A 12756-nucleotide genomic window follows, 5' to 3' on the forward strand; every position below is an offset into this window, starting at 1 on the left:
GCTCGCCAAGGTCATTTGCCCGCGAATCATGCCTTTGGGAGGGAACGTCCACCCGATCGAGTGGGGGCCGGTCCTGGCGGACCGGGCGGCCCGCGCGGAAAGTTCTGCCGGGCGGCGGGCGTTCGCGCAGTTCACGGCGGCGGGTTGCGGTCTAGACCACTAACGAAGGCTGGAAGCTATTTACCGGAGGGTCGCTTCTGTGGCTGACTGTGTCGTGTTCGCGACAAGTAGACGCGCGTAGACCCCATGCGTGAAGCGTGCTGCCCGAGCGGCCCGGCCACGGCCGCTCCCCCCACCAGCAGGAGGCTCCTCATGATCACTCGCAAGAGACTCACCGCGGCCGGCGTCCTCGGTACGAGCGCGGCGCTGCTGCTCGGCCTGATGTCCGGCACCGCCTCGGCGGCGCCCCGCCAGGACAACCCCGTCCCGCTCGGCCAGGGGTACATGGGCGTCGGCTACGTCCAGGACAGCAAGGACTTCAAGCCGGACACCCGGCACCTGCACCTCGGCGCGCAGCCGGACGCCGGCCTCAAGGCGAACCCCGAGGGCGTCGACGTCTCCAGCTGGCAGGGCGGCATCAACTGGAGCTCGGTGCGCGGCGCGGGCATCGAGTTCGCCTGGATGAAGGCCACCGAGGGACTGACGTACAAGGACCCGACGTTCAGTGCCAACTACCTGAACGCCTACAACGCGGGCGTCATCCGGGGCGCGTACCACTACGCCCGCCCGGACGTCTCCGGCGGCGCGGCGCAGGCCGACTTCTTCGCGAGCAACGGCGGCGCCTGGTCCCGCGACAACCTCACGCTCCCGGGCGTGCTGGACATCGAGGGCACCTGCTACGGCTATTCGCAGGCGTCCATGCAGCAGTGGATCCTCGACTTCTACAACCAGTACAAGGCCCGTACCGGCCGCGACGTCGTGATCTACACCAGCCCGAGCTGGTGGAACACCTGCACCGGCGGCTGGAGCGGCATGTCCGCCCGCAGCCCGCTGTGGGTCGCGAACTGGACCACCGGCACCCCCAGCATCCCGTCCGGCTTCCCCTACTACACCGTCTGGCAGTACACCTCCACCGGCGGGGTGAGCGGCGTCTCCGGCAACGTCGACCGGGACCGCTTCAGCGGCGACCGCTCCCGCCTCCTCGCCCTGGCGAACAACACGCCGTGAACGTAAACGTATAGGTGTACGAGCCGTAGCGGCCGGGTCAGGCCGCTCCGGCCCCGCCCGCCCCCATGACCGTTCACGAAGGAGCACGTCATGACCCCACCCCTGAGCCGGCGCGGCGCCCTGATCGCCGGGGCCGCGGCCCTCGCCGGCGGTCTGGGCCCGGCGGCCGGCGCGGCGGAGGCGGCCCTCCGGCTGCCGGAGAGCACCCGCCCCCGTCTCTCCGCCCTGTCGCCCCTCCAGCGCGCCGGGCAGCGCGTCATCCACTCGTACCCGGGCCTCACGCCCCCCGCGTCCCTGATGACGGCCATCGAGCAGGGCCACACGGCGGGCGTCATCTTCTTCGGCGAGAACGTCCAGAACCTGACGCAGATCGAGGGCGTCATCCGGTCCATGGAGCAGGCCCGCGCCTCGTCCCCGGTCAAGGCGCCGCTCCTCCTCATGACCGACCAGGAGGGCGGCATGATCCGCCGCCTGCCGGGGGAGCCCGTCAAGTCCGCGAAGGACGTCGGCGCCTCCTCCGACCCGCACTACTGGGCCGACTTCACCGGCAGCGGCGCGGGCCTCAACCTCGCGGGCGTCGGCATGAACGTCAACCTGGCCCCGGTCCTCGACGTGTACCGCACGGCCGGCGACTTCACCGACCAGTACGAGCGCTCGTACAGCAAGTCGGCCGCCGCGGTGGCCAGTTGCGGCGCGGACTTCATCACCGCGCAGCAGCGCGAGGGCGTCGCCGCCACCGCCAAGCACTTCCCGGGCCTGGGCCCGGCGACGGCGAGCCAGAACACCGACCTGCGGTCCGTCACGATCACCACCTCCGCCTCGACCCTCCGCAGCGTGGACGAGGCCCCGTACCGGGACGCCATCGCGGCGGGCGTCAAGCTCGTCATGCTCTCCTGGGCGATCTACACGGGCCTGGACTCCGCCCGCCCGGCCGGTCTCTCGTCGACCGTCGTCGGCGAGCTGCGCAACCGGCTCGGCTTCAAGGGCGTCACCGTCACGGACGCGCTGGAGGCCGGTGCGCTCTCGTCCTACGGCAGTACGTCGCAGCGCGCCGTCAAGGCCGCCGCCGCCGGGATGGACCTGCTGCTCTGCTCGGCCCGCAGCGTCTCCCAGGGCGACGAGGCCGTCACCGCCCTGGCCGACGCCCTGGGCGACTCCCTGGACCCGGCCGCCTTCGACGCCGCCGCGGCCCGCGTGAACGCTCTGCGCGCGGGGCTGTGACGGCCCGCCGCCCGGCGCGAGGGGGCGTCGGGCGGCTCCCCAAGGGGCCTTATCGGGAGGGGAATCGAGCCGTAGACTCCGCGATCATGACCTTCGAAACGATCTACGCGGACGCGCCCTCCGCCGATGGCCCCGCGCTCTTCCCCACGATGTCCACCATGCGAGCCATGCGCCGCCTCAAGCCGGACGCCGTGCCGGACGAGACCATCGACCAGCTCATACAGGCCGCCGTGTGGGGGCCGAGCGGCGGCAACATGCAGTGTTACGAGTACGTGGTCGTCACCGACCGCGCGGTCATGGCCGAGCTGGCCCCGCTCTGGAAGCGGTGCGTGGACGCCTACCTCGCGACGACCGGCAAGCACGCGCCGGAGGGCATGGACGACGCCGCGTACGGGCGGATGGTGGCGGCGATCGAGCACCAGCGCGACCACTTCGCGGACACTCCCGCGCTGATCATCCCCTGCTACAAGTTCCCCGAGCCGCGGTTCGACGAGGAGGGTCTCGGCGTCTACGCGGCCTCGCTCGGCCCGGCCGGCCTCGACCACATGGCGAACACCCAGACACGCTTCCAGGCGCTGGCGGAGGGCTCCTGCGTCTACCCCGGCGTCCAGAACATCCTGCTGGCGGCGCGGGCGCTGGGCCTCGCGGCCAACATCACCATCTGGCACCTGATGCTGGAGCAGGAGTGGAAGGACGCCCTCGGCATCCCCTCGGACATGCACACGTTCGCCGCGATTCCGGTCGGCTGGCCGCAGGGCAACTTCGGCCCGGTGCGCCGCCGCCCGGTGGCCGATGTGGTCCACCGCGACCGCTGGTAGCGCCATTCGCGTGTACGGTACGGCGATGACCGACGCGCCCATACCGTCGCCCGCACCCGGCAGCTCCGCCGACGTCGCCCGTACGTGGGACGCGCGCGCGGACCACTATCTGCGGCTCTTCCGCGACGAGTTGGCGGAGAAGCCGTACGACCTGGAGGTCCTGCGCGCGTTCGCTCAGCGGGTCGGTGCGGGCGGCCGGGTGTACGACGCGGGCTGCGGCCCCTGCGGCCACGTCACGGCCCTGCTCGCGGCTCACGGCCTCGACATGCTGGGCATCGACCTCTCGCCCCGCTGCGTGGCGCTGGCGCGCAGGGAGCAGCCGGGTGTGCGGTTCGCCGTCATGGACCAGTCCGCGATCACAGGCGGCCCGCTGGACGGCCTGGTCGCGTACTACTCCCTCCACGACCAGCCCAAGCACCGCCTCCCCGACACGATGGCGTCCTGGGCCGCCGCGATACGCCCCGGCGGCCGGCTGCTGATCGTCGCGAAGGAGGGCGAGGCCGATGGCGTGATCGCCGACCCCTTGGGCGGCGATCTCCCCGTCTATTGGGCGGAGTTCACCGCGTACGAGCTCCGCAGGGCAGCCCACGAGGCGGGCTTCACGACCGACGACTGCACGGTCCGCGAGGCGTACGACAACGAGATCCCGGCCCGCCGCGTGTACCTCACGGCGACGAGGCGCTAGACGCTCGCCCGGAGAAAGGCGTCCCACGCGGCGGGCGGCACGGTGAGCATGGGCCCGTCGGTGACCTTGGAGTCCCGGACGTGCACGGCGGCGGGGTGCGCGGCGACCTCGACGCAGTCGCCGCCCTGACTGCCGCTGTAGCTCGACTTGCGCCAGTCGTAAGCGACTTCGAGGCAGTCGCCGCCCTGACTGCTGCTGTAGCTGGACTTGAACCAGTTGAGGTCGGTCCCGTGTGCTGCGCGGATCATCTCTCTCCAAGCAGGTGTTTCAGTAGGCCGATGCTCTCCTCCGGTGAGAGAGCCTGCGACCGGAGCATCCCATACAACTGCTGAAGCACGCTGACTTCGTCTGGGTCCTCGTGGAGAAAGCTGACGCGCTGGCCCTCCACGTACGCGAAATGGTCGTGGTCCGGGGTCTCCAGGAGAACCATGGGACCCGCCAGGCCAGCGTGCTTGGGAAGCTTCATCGGCATGATCTGGATGCAGACGAAGGGCAGCTCGGCGCACTTGAGGAGGTGTTCGATCTGCCTCCGCATCATCGCCGGGTCCCCGATTTCGCTGCGCAGGATGCTCTCCTCAATGATGAAGTGGAGCATCGGTCGCGGCTTGCGCTGGAGGAGTCGCTGCCGGTCAAGGCGGGCCTGCACCCACTCCTCCTGCTCGTCGTCATCGATGGGTGGGTGCAGGCAGGAAAAGACGAAGCGCGCGTACTCCTCCGTCTGAAGCAGTCCTGGGATGACCTGGTTCTGGTACGACATCAGGCTGAGCGCTTCCTGTTCGTACTCGACGAAGTCCTGTACGAAGGCCGGGAACCGCTCCTTTTCTGGCACCTTCTCCACGGCGACCTGCAAGGCCCCCTTGGTTTCCAGGAGTTCATCCAGGAGCATGGCGAAGTCACGTTGAAGTAGCCGCCGCCCCTGCTCGATCGACGCGATCGTGTCGTCGCTTACGCGGCACCGATGCGCGAGGGCCGCCTGAGTTAACCCGGCCGCTCGCCGGAACATGGACACCTGGGCACCGATCAGGTGCCACGACGTGACCCGCTTCCTCTTCGCCTGCTTCGCTTGCTCCATGCGGTGCCTCTCCCCGTTCAAGCTGCGTGATGACCCGTCAGCGGTCGTACATCGACTTCGTACGACCTGACGCGGTGCACAACGGTAGTGACGTTGTGTGACCTTCGTCTCATGAACGAAGCAACTCAACTCCTCGAATTCCGCGAAGCCTTCTACCGCCGGGAGCGCAGGTCCGTGCCGCTCGTAAGGAAGTTCGTCCGGCAGGCCCTGGCCGACTGGGCGTGCGAGGAGCATCACGTGAACACCGACGACGTGCTGCTCTGCGTGAGCGAACTCGCGACCAACGCACTCGTGCACGGCGTGCCGCCGGGGCGCGGCTACCGCCTGTTCCTGCACTGGGACCGCGCGGAGACCCGGCTGAGGGTCGAGATCCACGACAGCGGCGACGGCGAGGTCCCGGAAGCGGCCCCCACCCCGGACCCCACCGCGGAACGCGGCCGCGGCCTGACCCTGGTCGCCGCCCTGGCGTCCAAGTGGGGCGTCGGCGAGCGCAACCCCGGCAAAATCGTCTGGTGCGAGTTCGCCGCCCCGGCGAGGCTGTTCGCCGAGATCCCGCGCTGAGCGGCGAGTATGTGCGTATGAGCCACGACGTATCGGCGCTGCTCGCGCCGGGTGTCCTGCACGAATCGGAAGGGTGCCTGGTCTGGCACTCGGGGGTCCTGGACACACCGGCCGGCGTCCAGTTCGGCGTAGCGGTGGAGCGGCCGGTAGGGGCGCAGCCGGCGACCGTGCTGGCGGTCGAGCCGGGCGCGCGGGCGGGGATGATCGGGTTCCCTGCGGCATCGAACACAAGTGATGCGACCACTGAGGCAATCGGCCGAGGGCCTGTTCGGGACGGGCTGGAAGAGCGTTCCGTCCCGGCAAAGACGTTTGTCACTGACTTCGGCTTGTCAGGGTGAACCTTGGCGAAGCGCCTGAGGGGGTTGAGGTGCTGGCTGTACGGACGACCGTGGCAACGGAGTCGCTCGGGCCGTCCGTCCTGCCGATGTCCGGCACCCGGACCGGCTTATTGGTGCCGCCAGCAGCCGGTGAGCCTCACGTACTGTTGCCCCGTACGTGAGCAGTGCATACGGAAGCAGGGAACATGGTGGACGAGACGGTACGCGCAGGCGCCGGGAACCGTACGGAAGCCTTCGTGTGGCTGGGTCTCGCGCTACTCCTGGGCGCACTGTCGGCCCTGGTGCTGATTCCCCAGGCCCGGCATCTGCGCTCGCTCCGCGACGGTGTGCGCGCCGACGCCATCATGCATACCCGCGGAACATGCGCGATGGGACAGTGCAAGGTCGCCTTCGAGGTGCAGGACCACACCGTCGTGGCGGCTTTGCCCCCAGGCAGTGGTGGCAGCAAATTTCCTGTGGGCGCGCACCTCACCGTCGTGTACCGGGCGGACGATCCGCAGACAGTCGCCGCGGCGGCCGACGTGAAGGGCGGTGGGGCGACCTTGCTGGCCGCATCGACCGGCGCGGGCGCCGTGTTGTTCCTGCTTCTGCCGGTCATGAAGGCGGTGGCCCGGGCGCGGCGGCGACGCGCGGCGTCCAGCGCCGTTGGATGACGTGCCCGCCCTAGGCCGAGGCGCTGAAAGCGCAGGTCCGCGAGTTGGACCGGCTGTTGTCCGAGCGGAACGACGAGCTGGCGCATGCCCGGCAGGACATCGACATCCTGCAGAAGGCGGCCGCCTAATTCGCGCGGGAGAGTTGACGCCGACGACCGTCCTACGGCCGGATCGCAGGCACAGGGCCGACCAGGGGGCCGCCCCTTCGCCTACATCGCCAGGCTCATCGAGGGGGGTGGCCGACGTGGCCTCTGGCAGGGGAGCGTGAATCTCCCGGCCGCTCGCGGTCAGCCGGACCGCCTTCCGTCACGACCCCCGCGCTGCCGGACTGACCGACGCGCCAGCCCTGCCGCATGCCGCCCGAGGGCCGCCCCGGAAGTCGAGCGCCGAGCCGCTGAAAGCCTCCGGATCGCCCAGTTGCCCGGGGTGGGGCCCTGGATCGGGCAGATCACCGGCCGAAGGCCGCGCCAACACGCGCGGATCGTGGCTGCGGCAGGTGGACAGGAGGTGAAGGGCGATCAGTCGGTGGCCTTCGGGTGTCCGGTGCCTGCATAGGTGATCCACGCGGTGCGGTTGGCGTCGTCGATGAGGTACCAGATGCGGCCGCCGCCGGTGACCTCGTACTGCCAGCGCTCCAGCGCCTGTCTCTTCCAGACCGTAGCGCCGAGCTTGCCCTTGAGGCGGTGGTGGCGCTCGGGGTCGTCGGCGGCCCGCGGGGCGGATCGGATCTTGTCGAAGGCGCGGCGGAGGTTGCCTGCGGCGTGGCGGGAGAGGTGGTCCCAGCCGTTGGCCGCTTCGGTGTTGGCGAAGCGCAGGTCGAATTCGGCGCCGATCGGGGGTGGGGCCGCGCGGTCACCGCGCTTGGGGCTCACTCGGCGGTCCCGCCTTCGGGTACGGGGGCAGGGCCGAGGTCGCCGTCGGGCTCGCGGGTGAGGAAGTCGTGCAGGGCCGGGTCGGCGTAGATCTCGGCACTGTGCCGCCACTGGGCCAGCAGCAGGGCGATAGGAGTCAAGTTCTCCAGCGCGGCAGCCCCGCGGGCAGTGTCCACGAGTTCGCCGAGCATCGCCTCGACGTCGTCCTCCGGGAGGAATACCGACCAGGGCAGGGCATCAGGCAGGGCCTGTCGCAGTGCGGCGGTGTTCTCGGTGCGGACCAGCCCGGCGAGCAGGCGAGCGGTGAAGTCGACCACGGTGGAGTCCTGCGCCAGCTGGTCGGCGCGAATGAGCGCCAGGTCTCCCGCGTCGCGTCGGCGCAGGCGTAGTGCGCGGACCGCGTCCAGGCGCCGGGCGGTGGCAGCGGGGTGGTGGAGCAGCTCGCTGAAGGGCACGTCCTCGTAGGCCGTCGTCATGACATCCACAGTAGCTTGGATGTCCTGGCTCGGGTAGCGGGCAGCGGTCCGGGCGCTGCTTGGCTATGGCCACGCTGCTCCACAGGTGACCGAAAACGGGCTGTCGGCGCGTCGCCTCCGACGGGGAGCGAAGCCTGTGAAGTGGCCCCTTCGATGCCGACACCTGAACGGCAGGTTGCGTGGCGGCCTGCGGGTGGAAGTGGTCTGCCATGGCTCGGGGCAAACGGTTCGGGGGGCATCGCCCAATTGCAGGGTGTACAAGGCGACCTCCCACTCGTCGTTCGAGAACGACGTCTTCACGCGTCCTCCGTGTCGATCAGGTCGCGTACGGTGCCGCGACCGGCGTCCGTCTGCTCGATGGAGCGCACGAGGCGGGCGGCGTTGCGGGGGGAGCGCAGCAGGTACATCGTCTCCTGCCAGGCGTTGTAGTCCTCCTCGGACATGATCACGACGGTGCCCGCCTTCGACGTGACGCGCTCCGGCGCGTGGTCTTCGATGACGCGACGGATCAGACCGAAGAAGTCCTTCCGCGCTTCGCTTGCGTTGATGGCCACGGGTTCCTCCTACGCATGTCCTGGCGTCTGCGTGCGCTTTTTGCCGCACCGGCAAGGATGTTTGCCGTGAGGGGCGGCCGCGCGCACCATCTCCGTACATGGAGGAGGTTCGCATGAGCGGCAACATGCAGGCGTACGACGTAGTGGTGATCGGTGGCGGGGCTGCCGGGCTCAGTGGGGCGCTGGCCCTTGGGCGGGCGCGGCGGTCCGTGTTGGTGATCGACGCGGGGGACCCGCGCAACGCGCCCGCGTCGCACGTCCACAACTACCTGGGCCGCGAGGGCACCCCGCCCGGCGAGCTGCTGGCGATCGGCCGGGAGGAGGTCGCCGGGTACGGGGCCGAGGTCGTGACCGGAGAGGTCACCGTGGTCGAGCGGTTGCCGGAGCACTCCGGGTTCCGGGTCGTCCGCGCGGACGGGACCACCGTCACGGCGCGGCGGCTGCTGGTCACGACCGGGCTGACCGACGAGCTGCCGCCGATCCCGGGCCTGGCCGAGCGGTGGGGCCACGAGGTGCTGCACTGCCCGTACTGCCACGGCTGGGAGGTGCGCGACGCGGCGATCGGTGTCATCGCGGTCAGCCCCATGGCCGTGCACCAGGCACTCCTGTGGCGGCAGTGGAGCGAGGACATCACGCTCTTCCTGCACGACGGGCCCGAGCCCACCGACGAGGAGTACGAGCAGCTCGCCGCGCGCGGCATCGCGGTTGTCGACGGCGAGGTCGCCGGCCTGGAGGTGACCGACGACCGGCTGACCGGCGTCCGCCTCGCGGGCGGCCGGGTGGTCGAGCGGGCGGCCGTGGTCGTCCAGCCGAGGTTCACGGCGCGCTTCGGCGTACTGGAGAGCCTGGGGCTGCGCCCCGTACCGCTGGAGATGGGCGGCCACCTCGTCGGCTCGTACATCGAGGCGGACCCGACCGGCGCCACGACGGCCGCCGGGGTGTGGGTCGCCGGGAACGTCACCGGCCTCATGGACCAGGTCATCGGCGCGGCCGCCGCCGGGCTCAAGGCGGGCGCGGCCATCAACGGGGACCTCGTCACCGAGGACACCCGGCGCGCCGTGAAGGCCCGCAACGCGCCCTCCGACGCGGAGATGTGGGACGACCGGTACCGCGAGAGCCACCGCATCTGGAGCGGCAAGCCCAACACCGTGCTCGTCCGCGAGGTCGAGGACCTGGCGCCGGGCCGGGCGCTGGACCTGGGCTGCGGGGAGGGCGCGGACGCGGTCTGGCTGGCGGGCCGGGGCTGGCACGTCACCGCGACGGACATCTCGCGCGTGGCGCTCGGCCGGGCCGCCGAGCACGCGGCGGAGGCCGGGGTCGCCGACCGGGTCGACTGGCAGTTCCACGACCTGGGCGCCACCTTCCCCGAAGGGGCGTACGACCTGGTCTCGGCGCAGTTCCTGCACTCCATGGGCGACCTGCCCCGCGAACGCATCCTGCGCCGGGCGGCCCGTGCGGTCGCCCCGGGCGGGGTGCTGCTGATCGTGGGGCACGCGGGCTTCCCGGCCTGGGACCACCACCACGCGGACATGGAGCTGCCGACCCCGGACGAGGTGCTGGCCTCGCTGGAGCTGCCGGAGGGGGAGTGGGAGGTGCTGCTCAGCGAGGAGCACGAGCGCGTCCAGAACGACCCGGACGGCAACCCCACCACCCGTACGGACAACGCCCTGAAGATCAAGCGGCGTTGAGGGCGCGTATAGGACCGGGGTTGACCTAAAGGGCTCGTACTGTCGTTCCTGACGGCGGAACAGGAACGACGGAAGGCAGAACCATGAACGCCAGCGAGACGGCCACCGCGCACACCGGCTCGGACGAGCGGGCGGACCTCCTGGAGGCGCTGGGCAAGCAGCGGCACTTCCTGCGGTTCACCACCCGCGACCTGACCGACGAGCAGGCGGGGGAGCGGACCACGAAGAGCGAGCTGTGTCTCGGCGGCCTGATCAAGCACGTGACCTCGGTCGAGCGGAGCTGGGCCGGGTTCATCGTGGAGGGGGCCGCCGCGATGCCGGACTTCAACAAGATGACCGAGGCCGACTTCGCCAAGCGGGCCGACGACTTCAGGATGCTGCCGGGCGAGACGCTGGAGGGCGTGCTCGACGCGTACGAGAAGGTGGCGGCGGACACCGACGACCTGGTCGCCTCGCTGCCCGACCTGGGCGCCGCGCACGCGCTGCCGAAGGCCCCCTGGTTCGACGGGGACGCGAAGTGGTCGGCCCGCCGGACGCTGATGCACGTCATCGCGGAGACCGCGCAGCACGCCGGCCACGCGGACATCATCCGGGAAGCCCTGGACGGCTCGAAGTCCATGGGCTGAGCACGGCGGCACAATGGCGCGCATGGATGCCGAAGTCGCCGCGCTGATAGGGGCCGCCGTCGGCTCGCTCACCACCCTGGGGGCGGCCTTCGTCACCGGGCGGACGGCGGCCCGCTCCCAGTACGACCAGTGGCGCAGGCAGCACCGCAGGGACGCGTATGTGGCGTATCTCGGGGCCCTGCACGACCGGGATATCGCCCTGGACGCCGTCTTCGAGGCGCTGCGGCCGGAGCGGCCGGACCTGGCGGCGGTGGACGAACGGGTCGGCGCGTTCGTCGGCCTCGCCCGCGAGGTGCACCGGGCCGCCGAGGTCGTCCTCGTGGAGGGGCCGGACGCCATGGTCGCGGCGGTCGGCGGCGTGGGCCGGGCGTCCGGCGAACGGGCCGAGCTCATGCGGCGGATGGTCGCGGACGCCCGCGCCGGCGACACCACGCACAAGGCCGCGCACACCGCGCTGGCCGCCCGACGCGACGAGGCCCTCCACCAGTCGGTGAAGGGCCTTCGCGCTGCCGCCGCGCGGGTGTTGGACGCACCGCGCTGAGCGGGTGAGGGCCTGTCCGAGCCCGACCCGCCCCACAGGCCTACGCCTGCGGAGCGGCCTTGATCGCGGAGATGTCGAAGTTCAGCTTCACCTTGTCGCTGACCATGACACCGCCGGTCTCCAGCGCCGCGTTCCAGGTCAGGCCCCAGTCGGAGCGCAGGATCTCGGCGCCGCCCTCGAAGCCGACGCGCTCGTTGCCGTACACATCGGTCGCGGAGCCGTTGAACTCCAGGTCGATGGCGAGCGGGCGGGTCACGTCCTTGATGGTCAGGTCGCCGGTGACGCGGTACTTGTCGCCGCCCAGCTGCTCGGCGGAGGTCGAGCGGAACGTCATCAGGGGGAACTTCTCGGCGTCGAAGAAGTCGCCGCTCACCAGGTGCCCGTCGCGGTCCTTGATACCGGTGTCCACGCTGGCGATCTTCACATCGATCGAGGCCGAGGAGCCGGCCGGGTCGCTGCCGTCGAGGTTGAGGGAACCCTCGTGCTCGGCGAAGGAGCCGCGCACGTTGGTGACCATGGCGTGACGCACGGTGAAGCCGATGCTGCTGTGCGCCGGGTCGATCGTGTAGTCACCCGTGAGCGCGGCCAGGGCGGGGTCGACGTCGACCGTGGTCGTGGCGGCAGCGGCGTTGTCGGACTTGCGGTTGAACAGAGCCATGGCTCCTCCTCGAAGACCTGGCCGAGTGGGCTCGACCTGTTGTTTAACCTTCAACGACTTCGACTGTAGACCCATCTTGTTCAAAGTTCAACATCTACGGCGAGGATCGTTGCGACGTCCGCGATCTGTTCACGCGGCCGTTACGTGAGGCCCCCTGGCGACGCGCGTAGAACTGGGGCACCATCTCTCCTGCCCCTTTGTCATGCACAGGAGGAGAGTCCCCCCATGGTCTTCCACGCGCCCCAGGTTTCCCGGATGACGCTGCGCCCCGTCCTGACCGCCCTCGCCCTCGTGCTCGGCGTGCTCTTCGCGCCCGGCTTCGGCCTGGTGAGCGGCACGACCGACGCGTACGCCGTCACCAAGCTCACCCACAGCCAGGCGACCTCCCGCTTCAGCTCGTCCGGCGTCACCTGGTCGTCCTCCGGCGGCTGCTCCAACCGGAACGTCTCCACCTGCACCTCGTTCGACCAGCTCAACCTGCCCACCGCCCAGGGCGCCCAGACCCTGAAGAGCGCCACCGGCTGCGCCCTGAACATCACCGGCGGCACGGAGACCGGGCACGCCAGCGGCACGTACTCGCACTGGAACGGCTACAAGCTGGACTTCGGCAAGACCACCTGTCTCACCAACTACATCAAGAGCGCGTTCAGTTACATCGGCCTGCGCGGTGACGGCGCCCCCCAGTACAAGTCCGGCTCCGGCAACGTCTACGCCGACGAGGGCAACCACTGGGACGTGACCTACTACAACTGCGGCGGCTGCTGACCCGGCCTCCTCGCGCGGGTGTCCCGTCCGTCCGGGCGGGGCACCCGCGCTCCCCGTACCC

Annotated in this window: 17 protein-coding genes; 11 read left to right on the top strand and 6 right to left on the bottom strand. The window is 70.5% G+C overall.

The genetic code is table 11. The features are described from left to right. The first annotated feature begins 312 nt into the window (after positions 1 to 312). The 4 genes from ACIQZN_RS04020 to ACIQZN_RS04035 all read left to right on the top strand — a co-directional run bounded on the left by ACIQZN_RS04020 (position 313) and on the right by ACIQZN_RS04035 (position 3891). A complete protein-coding gene (locus ACIQZN_RS04020; protein ID WP_403988125.1) occupies positions 313 to 1167 on the top strand; it encodes a GH25 family lysozyme in 855 nt (284 codons plus the stop codon). A gap of 90 nt (positions 1168 to 1257) precedes the next feature. Further along, positions 1258 to 2388 carry a glycoside hydrolase family 3 N-terminal domain-containing protein gene (locus tag ACIQZN_RS04025; protein WP_403988128.1) on the top strand — a complete coding sequence of 377 codons (1131 nt, stop codon included), beginning with the start codon at positions 1258 to 1260 and terminating at the stop codon, positions 2386 to 2388. A gap of 86 nt (positions 2389 to 2474) precedes the next feature. Further along, positions 2475 to 3206 carry a nitroreductase family protein gene (locus ACIQZN_RS04030; RefSeq protein WP_403988131.1) on the top strand — a complete coding sequence of 244 codons (732 nt, stop codon included), beginning with the start codon at positions 2475 to 2477 and terminating at the stop codon, positions 3204 to 3206. 25 nt (positions 3207 to 3231) lie between these two features. Beyond that, the gene (locus ACIQZN_RS04035; RefSeq protein ID WP_403988134.1) at positions 3232 to 3891 is read left to right on the top strand and encodes a class I SAM-dependent methyltransferase; all 660 of its coding nucleotides are present in this window, start codon (positions 3232 to 3234) and stop codon (positions 3889 to 3891) included. Here ACIQZN_RS04035 and ACIQZN_RS04040 read toward each other — a convergent pair. Both ACIQZN_RS04040 and ACIQZN_RS04045 read right to left on the bottom strand, forming a co-directional pair. After that, complete coding sequence (locus tag ACIQZN_RS04040) at positions 3888 to 4139, bottom strand: DUF397 domain-containing protein (RefSeq protein WP_403988137.1); 252 nt, start codon at positions 4137 to 4139, stop codon at positions 3888 to 3890. The genes ACIQZN_RS04035 and ACIQZN_RS04040 overlap by 4 nt on opposite strands. Next, positions 4136 to 4963, bottom strand: coding sequence for a helix-turn-helix domain-containing protein (locus ACIQZN_RS04045; RefSeq protein WP_403988140.1), 828 nt, complete (start codon positions 4961 to 4963; stop codon positions 4136 to 4138). Before ACIQZN_RS04045 ends, ACIQZN_RS04040 begins: the two co-directional genes overlap by 4 nt. A 111-nt stretch (positions 4964 to 5074) precedes the next feature. On the opposite strand from ACIQZN_RS04045, the gene ACIQZN_RS04050 reads away from it, so the two are divergent. The 3 genes from ACIQZN_RS04050 to ACIQZN_RS04060 all read left to right on the top strand — a co-directional run bounded on the left by ACIQZN_RS04050 (position 5075) and on the right by ACIQZN_RS04060 (position 6515). Then, a complete protein-coding gene (locus tag ACIQZN_RS04050) occupies positions 5075 to 5524 on the top strand; it encodes an ATP-binding protein (protein WP_403988143.1) in 450 nt (149 codons plus the stop codon). Between the two features lie 17 nt (positions 5525 to 5541). Then, positions 5542 to 5862 carry a hypothetical protein gene (locus ACIQZN_RS04055; protein WP_403988146.1) on the top strand — a complete coding sequence of 107 codons (321 nt, stop codon included), beginning with the start codon at positions 5542 to 5544 and terminating at the stop codon, positions 5860 to 5862. A 185-nt stretch (positions 5863 to 6047) separates the two neighbouring features. Then, positions 6048 to 6515 (top strand): hypothetical protein, encoded by a 468-nt coding sequence (locus ACIQZN_RS04060; RefSeq protein WP_403988149.1) that lies wholly within the window; start codon positions 6048 to 6050, stop codon positions 6513 to 6515. Between the two features lie 518 nt (positions 6516 to 7033). On the opposite strand, the gene ACIQZN_RS04065 is transcribed toward ACIQZN_RS04060, so the two are convergent. The 3 genes from ACIQZN_RS04065 to ACIQZN_RS04075 form a co-directional block, all read right to left on the bottom strand. After that, entirely contained in the window at positions 7034 to 7387 is a 354-nt protein-coding gene (locus ACIQZN_RS04065) for a hypothetical protein (RefSeq protein ID WP_403988152.1), read from the bottom strand. Further along, complete coding sequence (locus ACIQZN_RS04070) at positions 7384 to 7863, bottom strand: hypothetical protein (protein WP_403988155.1); 480 nt, start codon at positions 7861 to 7863, stop codon at positions 7384 to 7386. Before ACIQZN_RS04070 ends, ACIQZN_RS04065 begins: the two co-directional genes overlap by 4 nt. 296 nt (positions 7864 to 8159) lie before the next feature. After that, a complete protein-coding gene (locus ACIQZN_RS04075) occupies positions 8160 to 8417 on the bottom strand; it encodes a type II toxin-antitoxin system Phd/YefM family antitoxin (protein ID WP_403988158.1) in 258 nt (85 codons plus the stop codon). Between the two features lie 113 nt (positions 8418 to 8530). Here ACIQZN_RS04075 and ACIQZN_RS04080 point away from each other — a divergent pair, with 113 nt between their 5' ends. The 3 genes from ACIQZN_RS04080 (at position 8531) to ACIQZN_RS04090 (ending at position 11272) form a co-directional block, all read left to right on the top strand. Beyond that, complete coding sequence (locus tag ACIQZN_RS04080) at positions 8531 to 10105, top strand: FAD-dependent oxidoreductase (protein WP_403988161.1); 1575 nt, start codon at positions 8531 to 8533, stop codon at positions 10103 to 10105. Between the two features lie 83 nt (positions 10106 to 10188). After that, positions 10189 to 10731, top strand: coding sequence for a DinB family protein (locus tag ACIQZN_RS04085; RefSeq protein ID WP_403988164.1), 543 nt, complete (start codon positions 10189 to 10191; stop codon positions 10729 to 10731). 22 nt (positions 10732 to 10753) lie between these two features. Beyond that, positions 10754 to 11272 carry a proline dehydrogenase gene (locus ACIQZN_RS04090; protein ID WP_403988168.1) on the top strand — a complete coding sequence of 173 codons (519 nt, stop codon included), beginning with the start codon at positions 10754 to 10756 and terminating at the stop codon, positions 11270 to 11272. A gap of 40 nt (positions 11273 to 11312) precedes the next feature. Here ACIQZN_RS04090 and ACIQZN_RS04095 read toward each other — a convergent pair whose 3' ends face one another. Continuing rightward, the gene (locus tag ACIQZN_RS04095; protein ID WP_403988170.1) at positions 11313 to 11930 is read right to left on the bottom strand and encodes a YceI family protein; all 618 of its coding nucleotides are present in this window, start codon (positions 11928 to 11930) and stop codon (positions 11313 to 11315) included. Positions 11931 to 12155: 225 nt separating this feature from the next. Here ACIQZN_RS04095 and ACIQZN_RS04100 point away from each other — a divergent pair, with 225 nt between their 5' ends. Continuing rightward, positions 12156 to 12695, top strand: a complete 540-nt coding sequence (locus ACIQZN_RS04100) for a hypothetical protein (protein WP_161211145.1) — start codon at positions 12156 to 12158, stop codon at positions 12693 to 12695. Positions 12696 to 12756: the final 61 nt, after the last annotated feature.

This window comes from Streptomyces sp. NPDC097595 (assembly GCF_044761525.1).
Classification (GTDB): domain Bacteria; phylum Actinomycetota; class Actinomycetes; order Streptomycetales; family Streptomycetaceae; genus Streptomyces; species Streptomyces drozdowiczii_A.

Excerpts from the sequence above, each read along its gene's own strand:
- ACIQZN_RS04020 (WP_403988125.1), top strand. The coding sequence starts at position 313 with ATGATCACTCGCAAGAGACTCACCGCGGCCGGCGTCCTCGGTACGAGC.
- ACIQZN_RS04025 (WP_403988128.1), top strand. The coding sequence starts at position 1,258 with ATGACCCCACCCCTGAGCCGGCGCGGCGCCCTGATCGCCGGGGCCGCG.
- ACIQZN_RS04030 (WP_403988131.1), top strand. The coding sequence starts at position 2,475 with ATGACCTTCGAAACGATCTACGCGGACGCGCCCTCCGCCGATGGCCCC.
- ACIQZN_RS04035 (WP_403988134.1), top strand. The coding sequence starts at position 3,232 with ATGACCGACGCGCCCATACCGTCGCCCGCACCCGGCAGCTCCGCCGAC.
- ACIQZN_RS04040 (WP_403988137.1), bottom strand. The coding sequence starts at position 4,139 with ATGATCCGCGCAGCACACGGGACCGACCTCAACTGGTTCAAGTCCAGC.
- ACIQZN_RS04045 (WP_403988140.1), bottom strand. The coding sequence starts at position 4,963 with ATGGAGCAAGCGAAGCAGGCGAAGAGGAAGCGGGTCACGTCGTGGCAC.
- ACIQZN_RS04050 (WP_403988143.1), top strand. The coding sequence starts at position 5,075 with ATGAACGAAGCAACTCAACTCCTCGAATTCCGCGAAGCCTTCTACCGC.
- ACIQZN_RS04055 (WP_403988146.1), top strand. The coding sequence starts at position 5,542 with ATGAGCCACGACGTATCGGCGCTGCTCGCGCCGGGTGTCCTGCACGAA.
- ACIQZN_RS04060 (WP_403988149.1), top strand. The coding sequence starts at position 6,048 with ATGGTGGACGAGACGGTACGCGCAGGCGCCGGGAACCGTACGGAAGCC.
- ACIQZN_RS04070 (WP_403988155.1), bottom strand. The coding sequence starts at position 7,863 with ATGACGACGGCCTACGAGGACGTGCCCTTCAGCGAGCTGCTCCACCAC.
- ACIQZN_RS04080 (WP_403988161.1), top strand. The coding sequence starts at position 8,531 with ATGAGCGGCAACATGCAGGCGTACGACGTAGTGGTGATCGGTGGCGGG.
- ACIQZN_RS04085 (WP_403988164.1), top strand. The coding sequence starts at position 10,189 with ATGAACGCCAGCGAGACGGCCACCGCGCACACCGGCTCGGACGAGCGG.
- ACIQZN_RS04090 (WP_403988168.1), top strand. The coding sequence starts at position 10,754 with ATGGATGCCGAAGTCGCCGCGCTGATAGGGGCCGCCGTCGGCTCGCTC.
- ACIQZN_RS04095 (WP_403988170.1), bottom strand. The coding sequence starts at position 11,930 with ATGGCTCTGTTCAACCGCAAGTCCGACAACGCCGCTGCCGCCACGACC.
- ACIQZN_RS04100 (WP_161211145.1), top strand. The coding sequence starts at position 12,156 with ATGGTCTTCCACGCGCCCCAGGTTTCCCGGATGACGCTGCGCCCCGTC.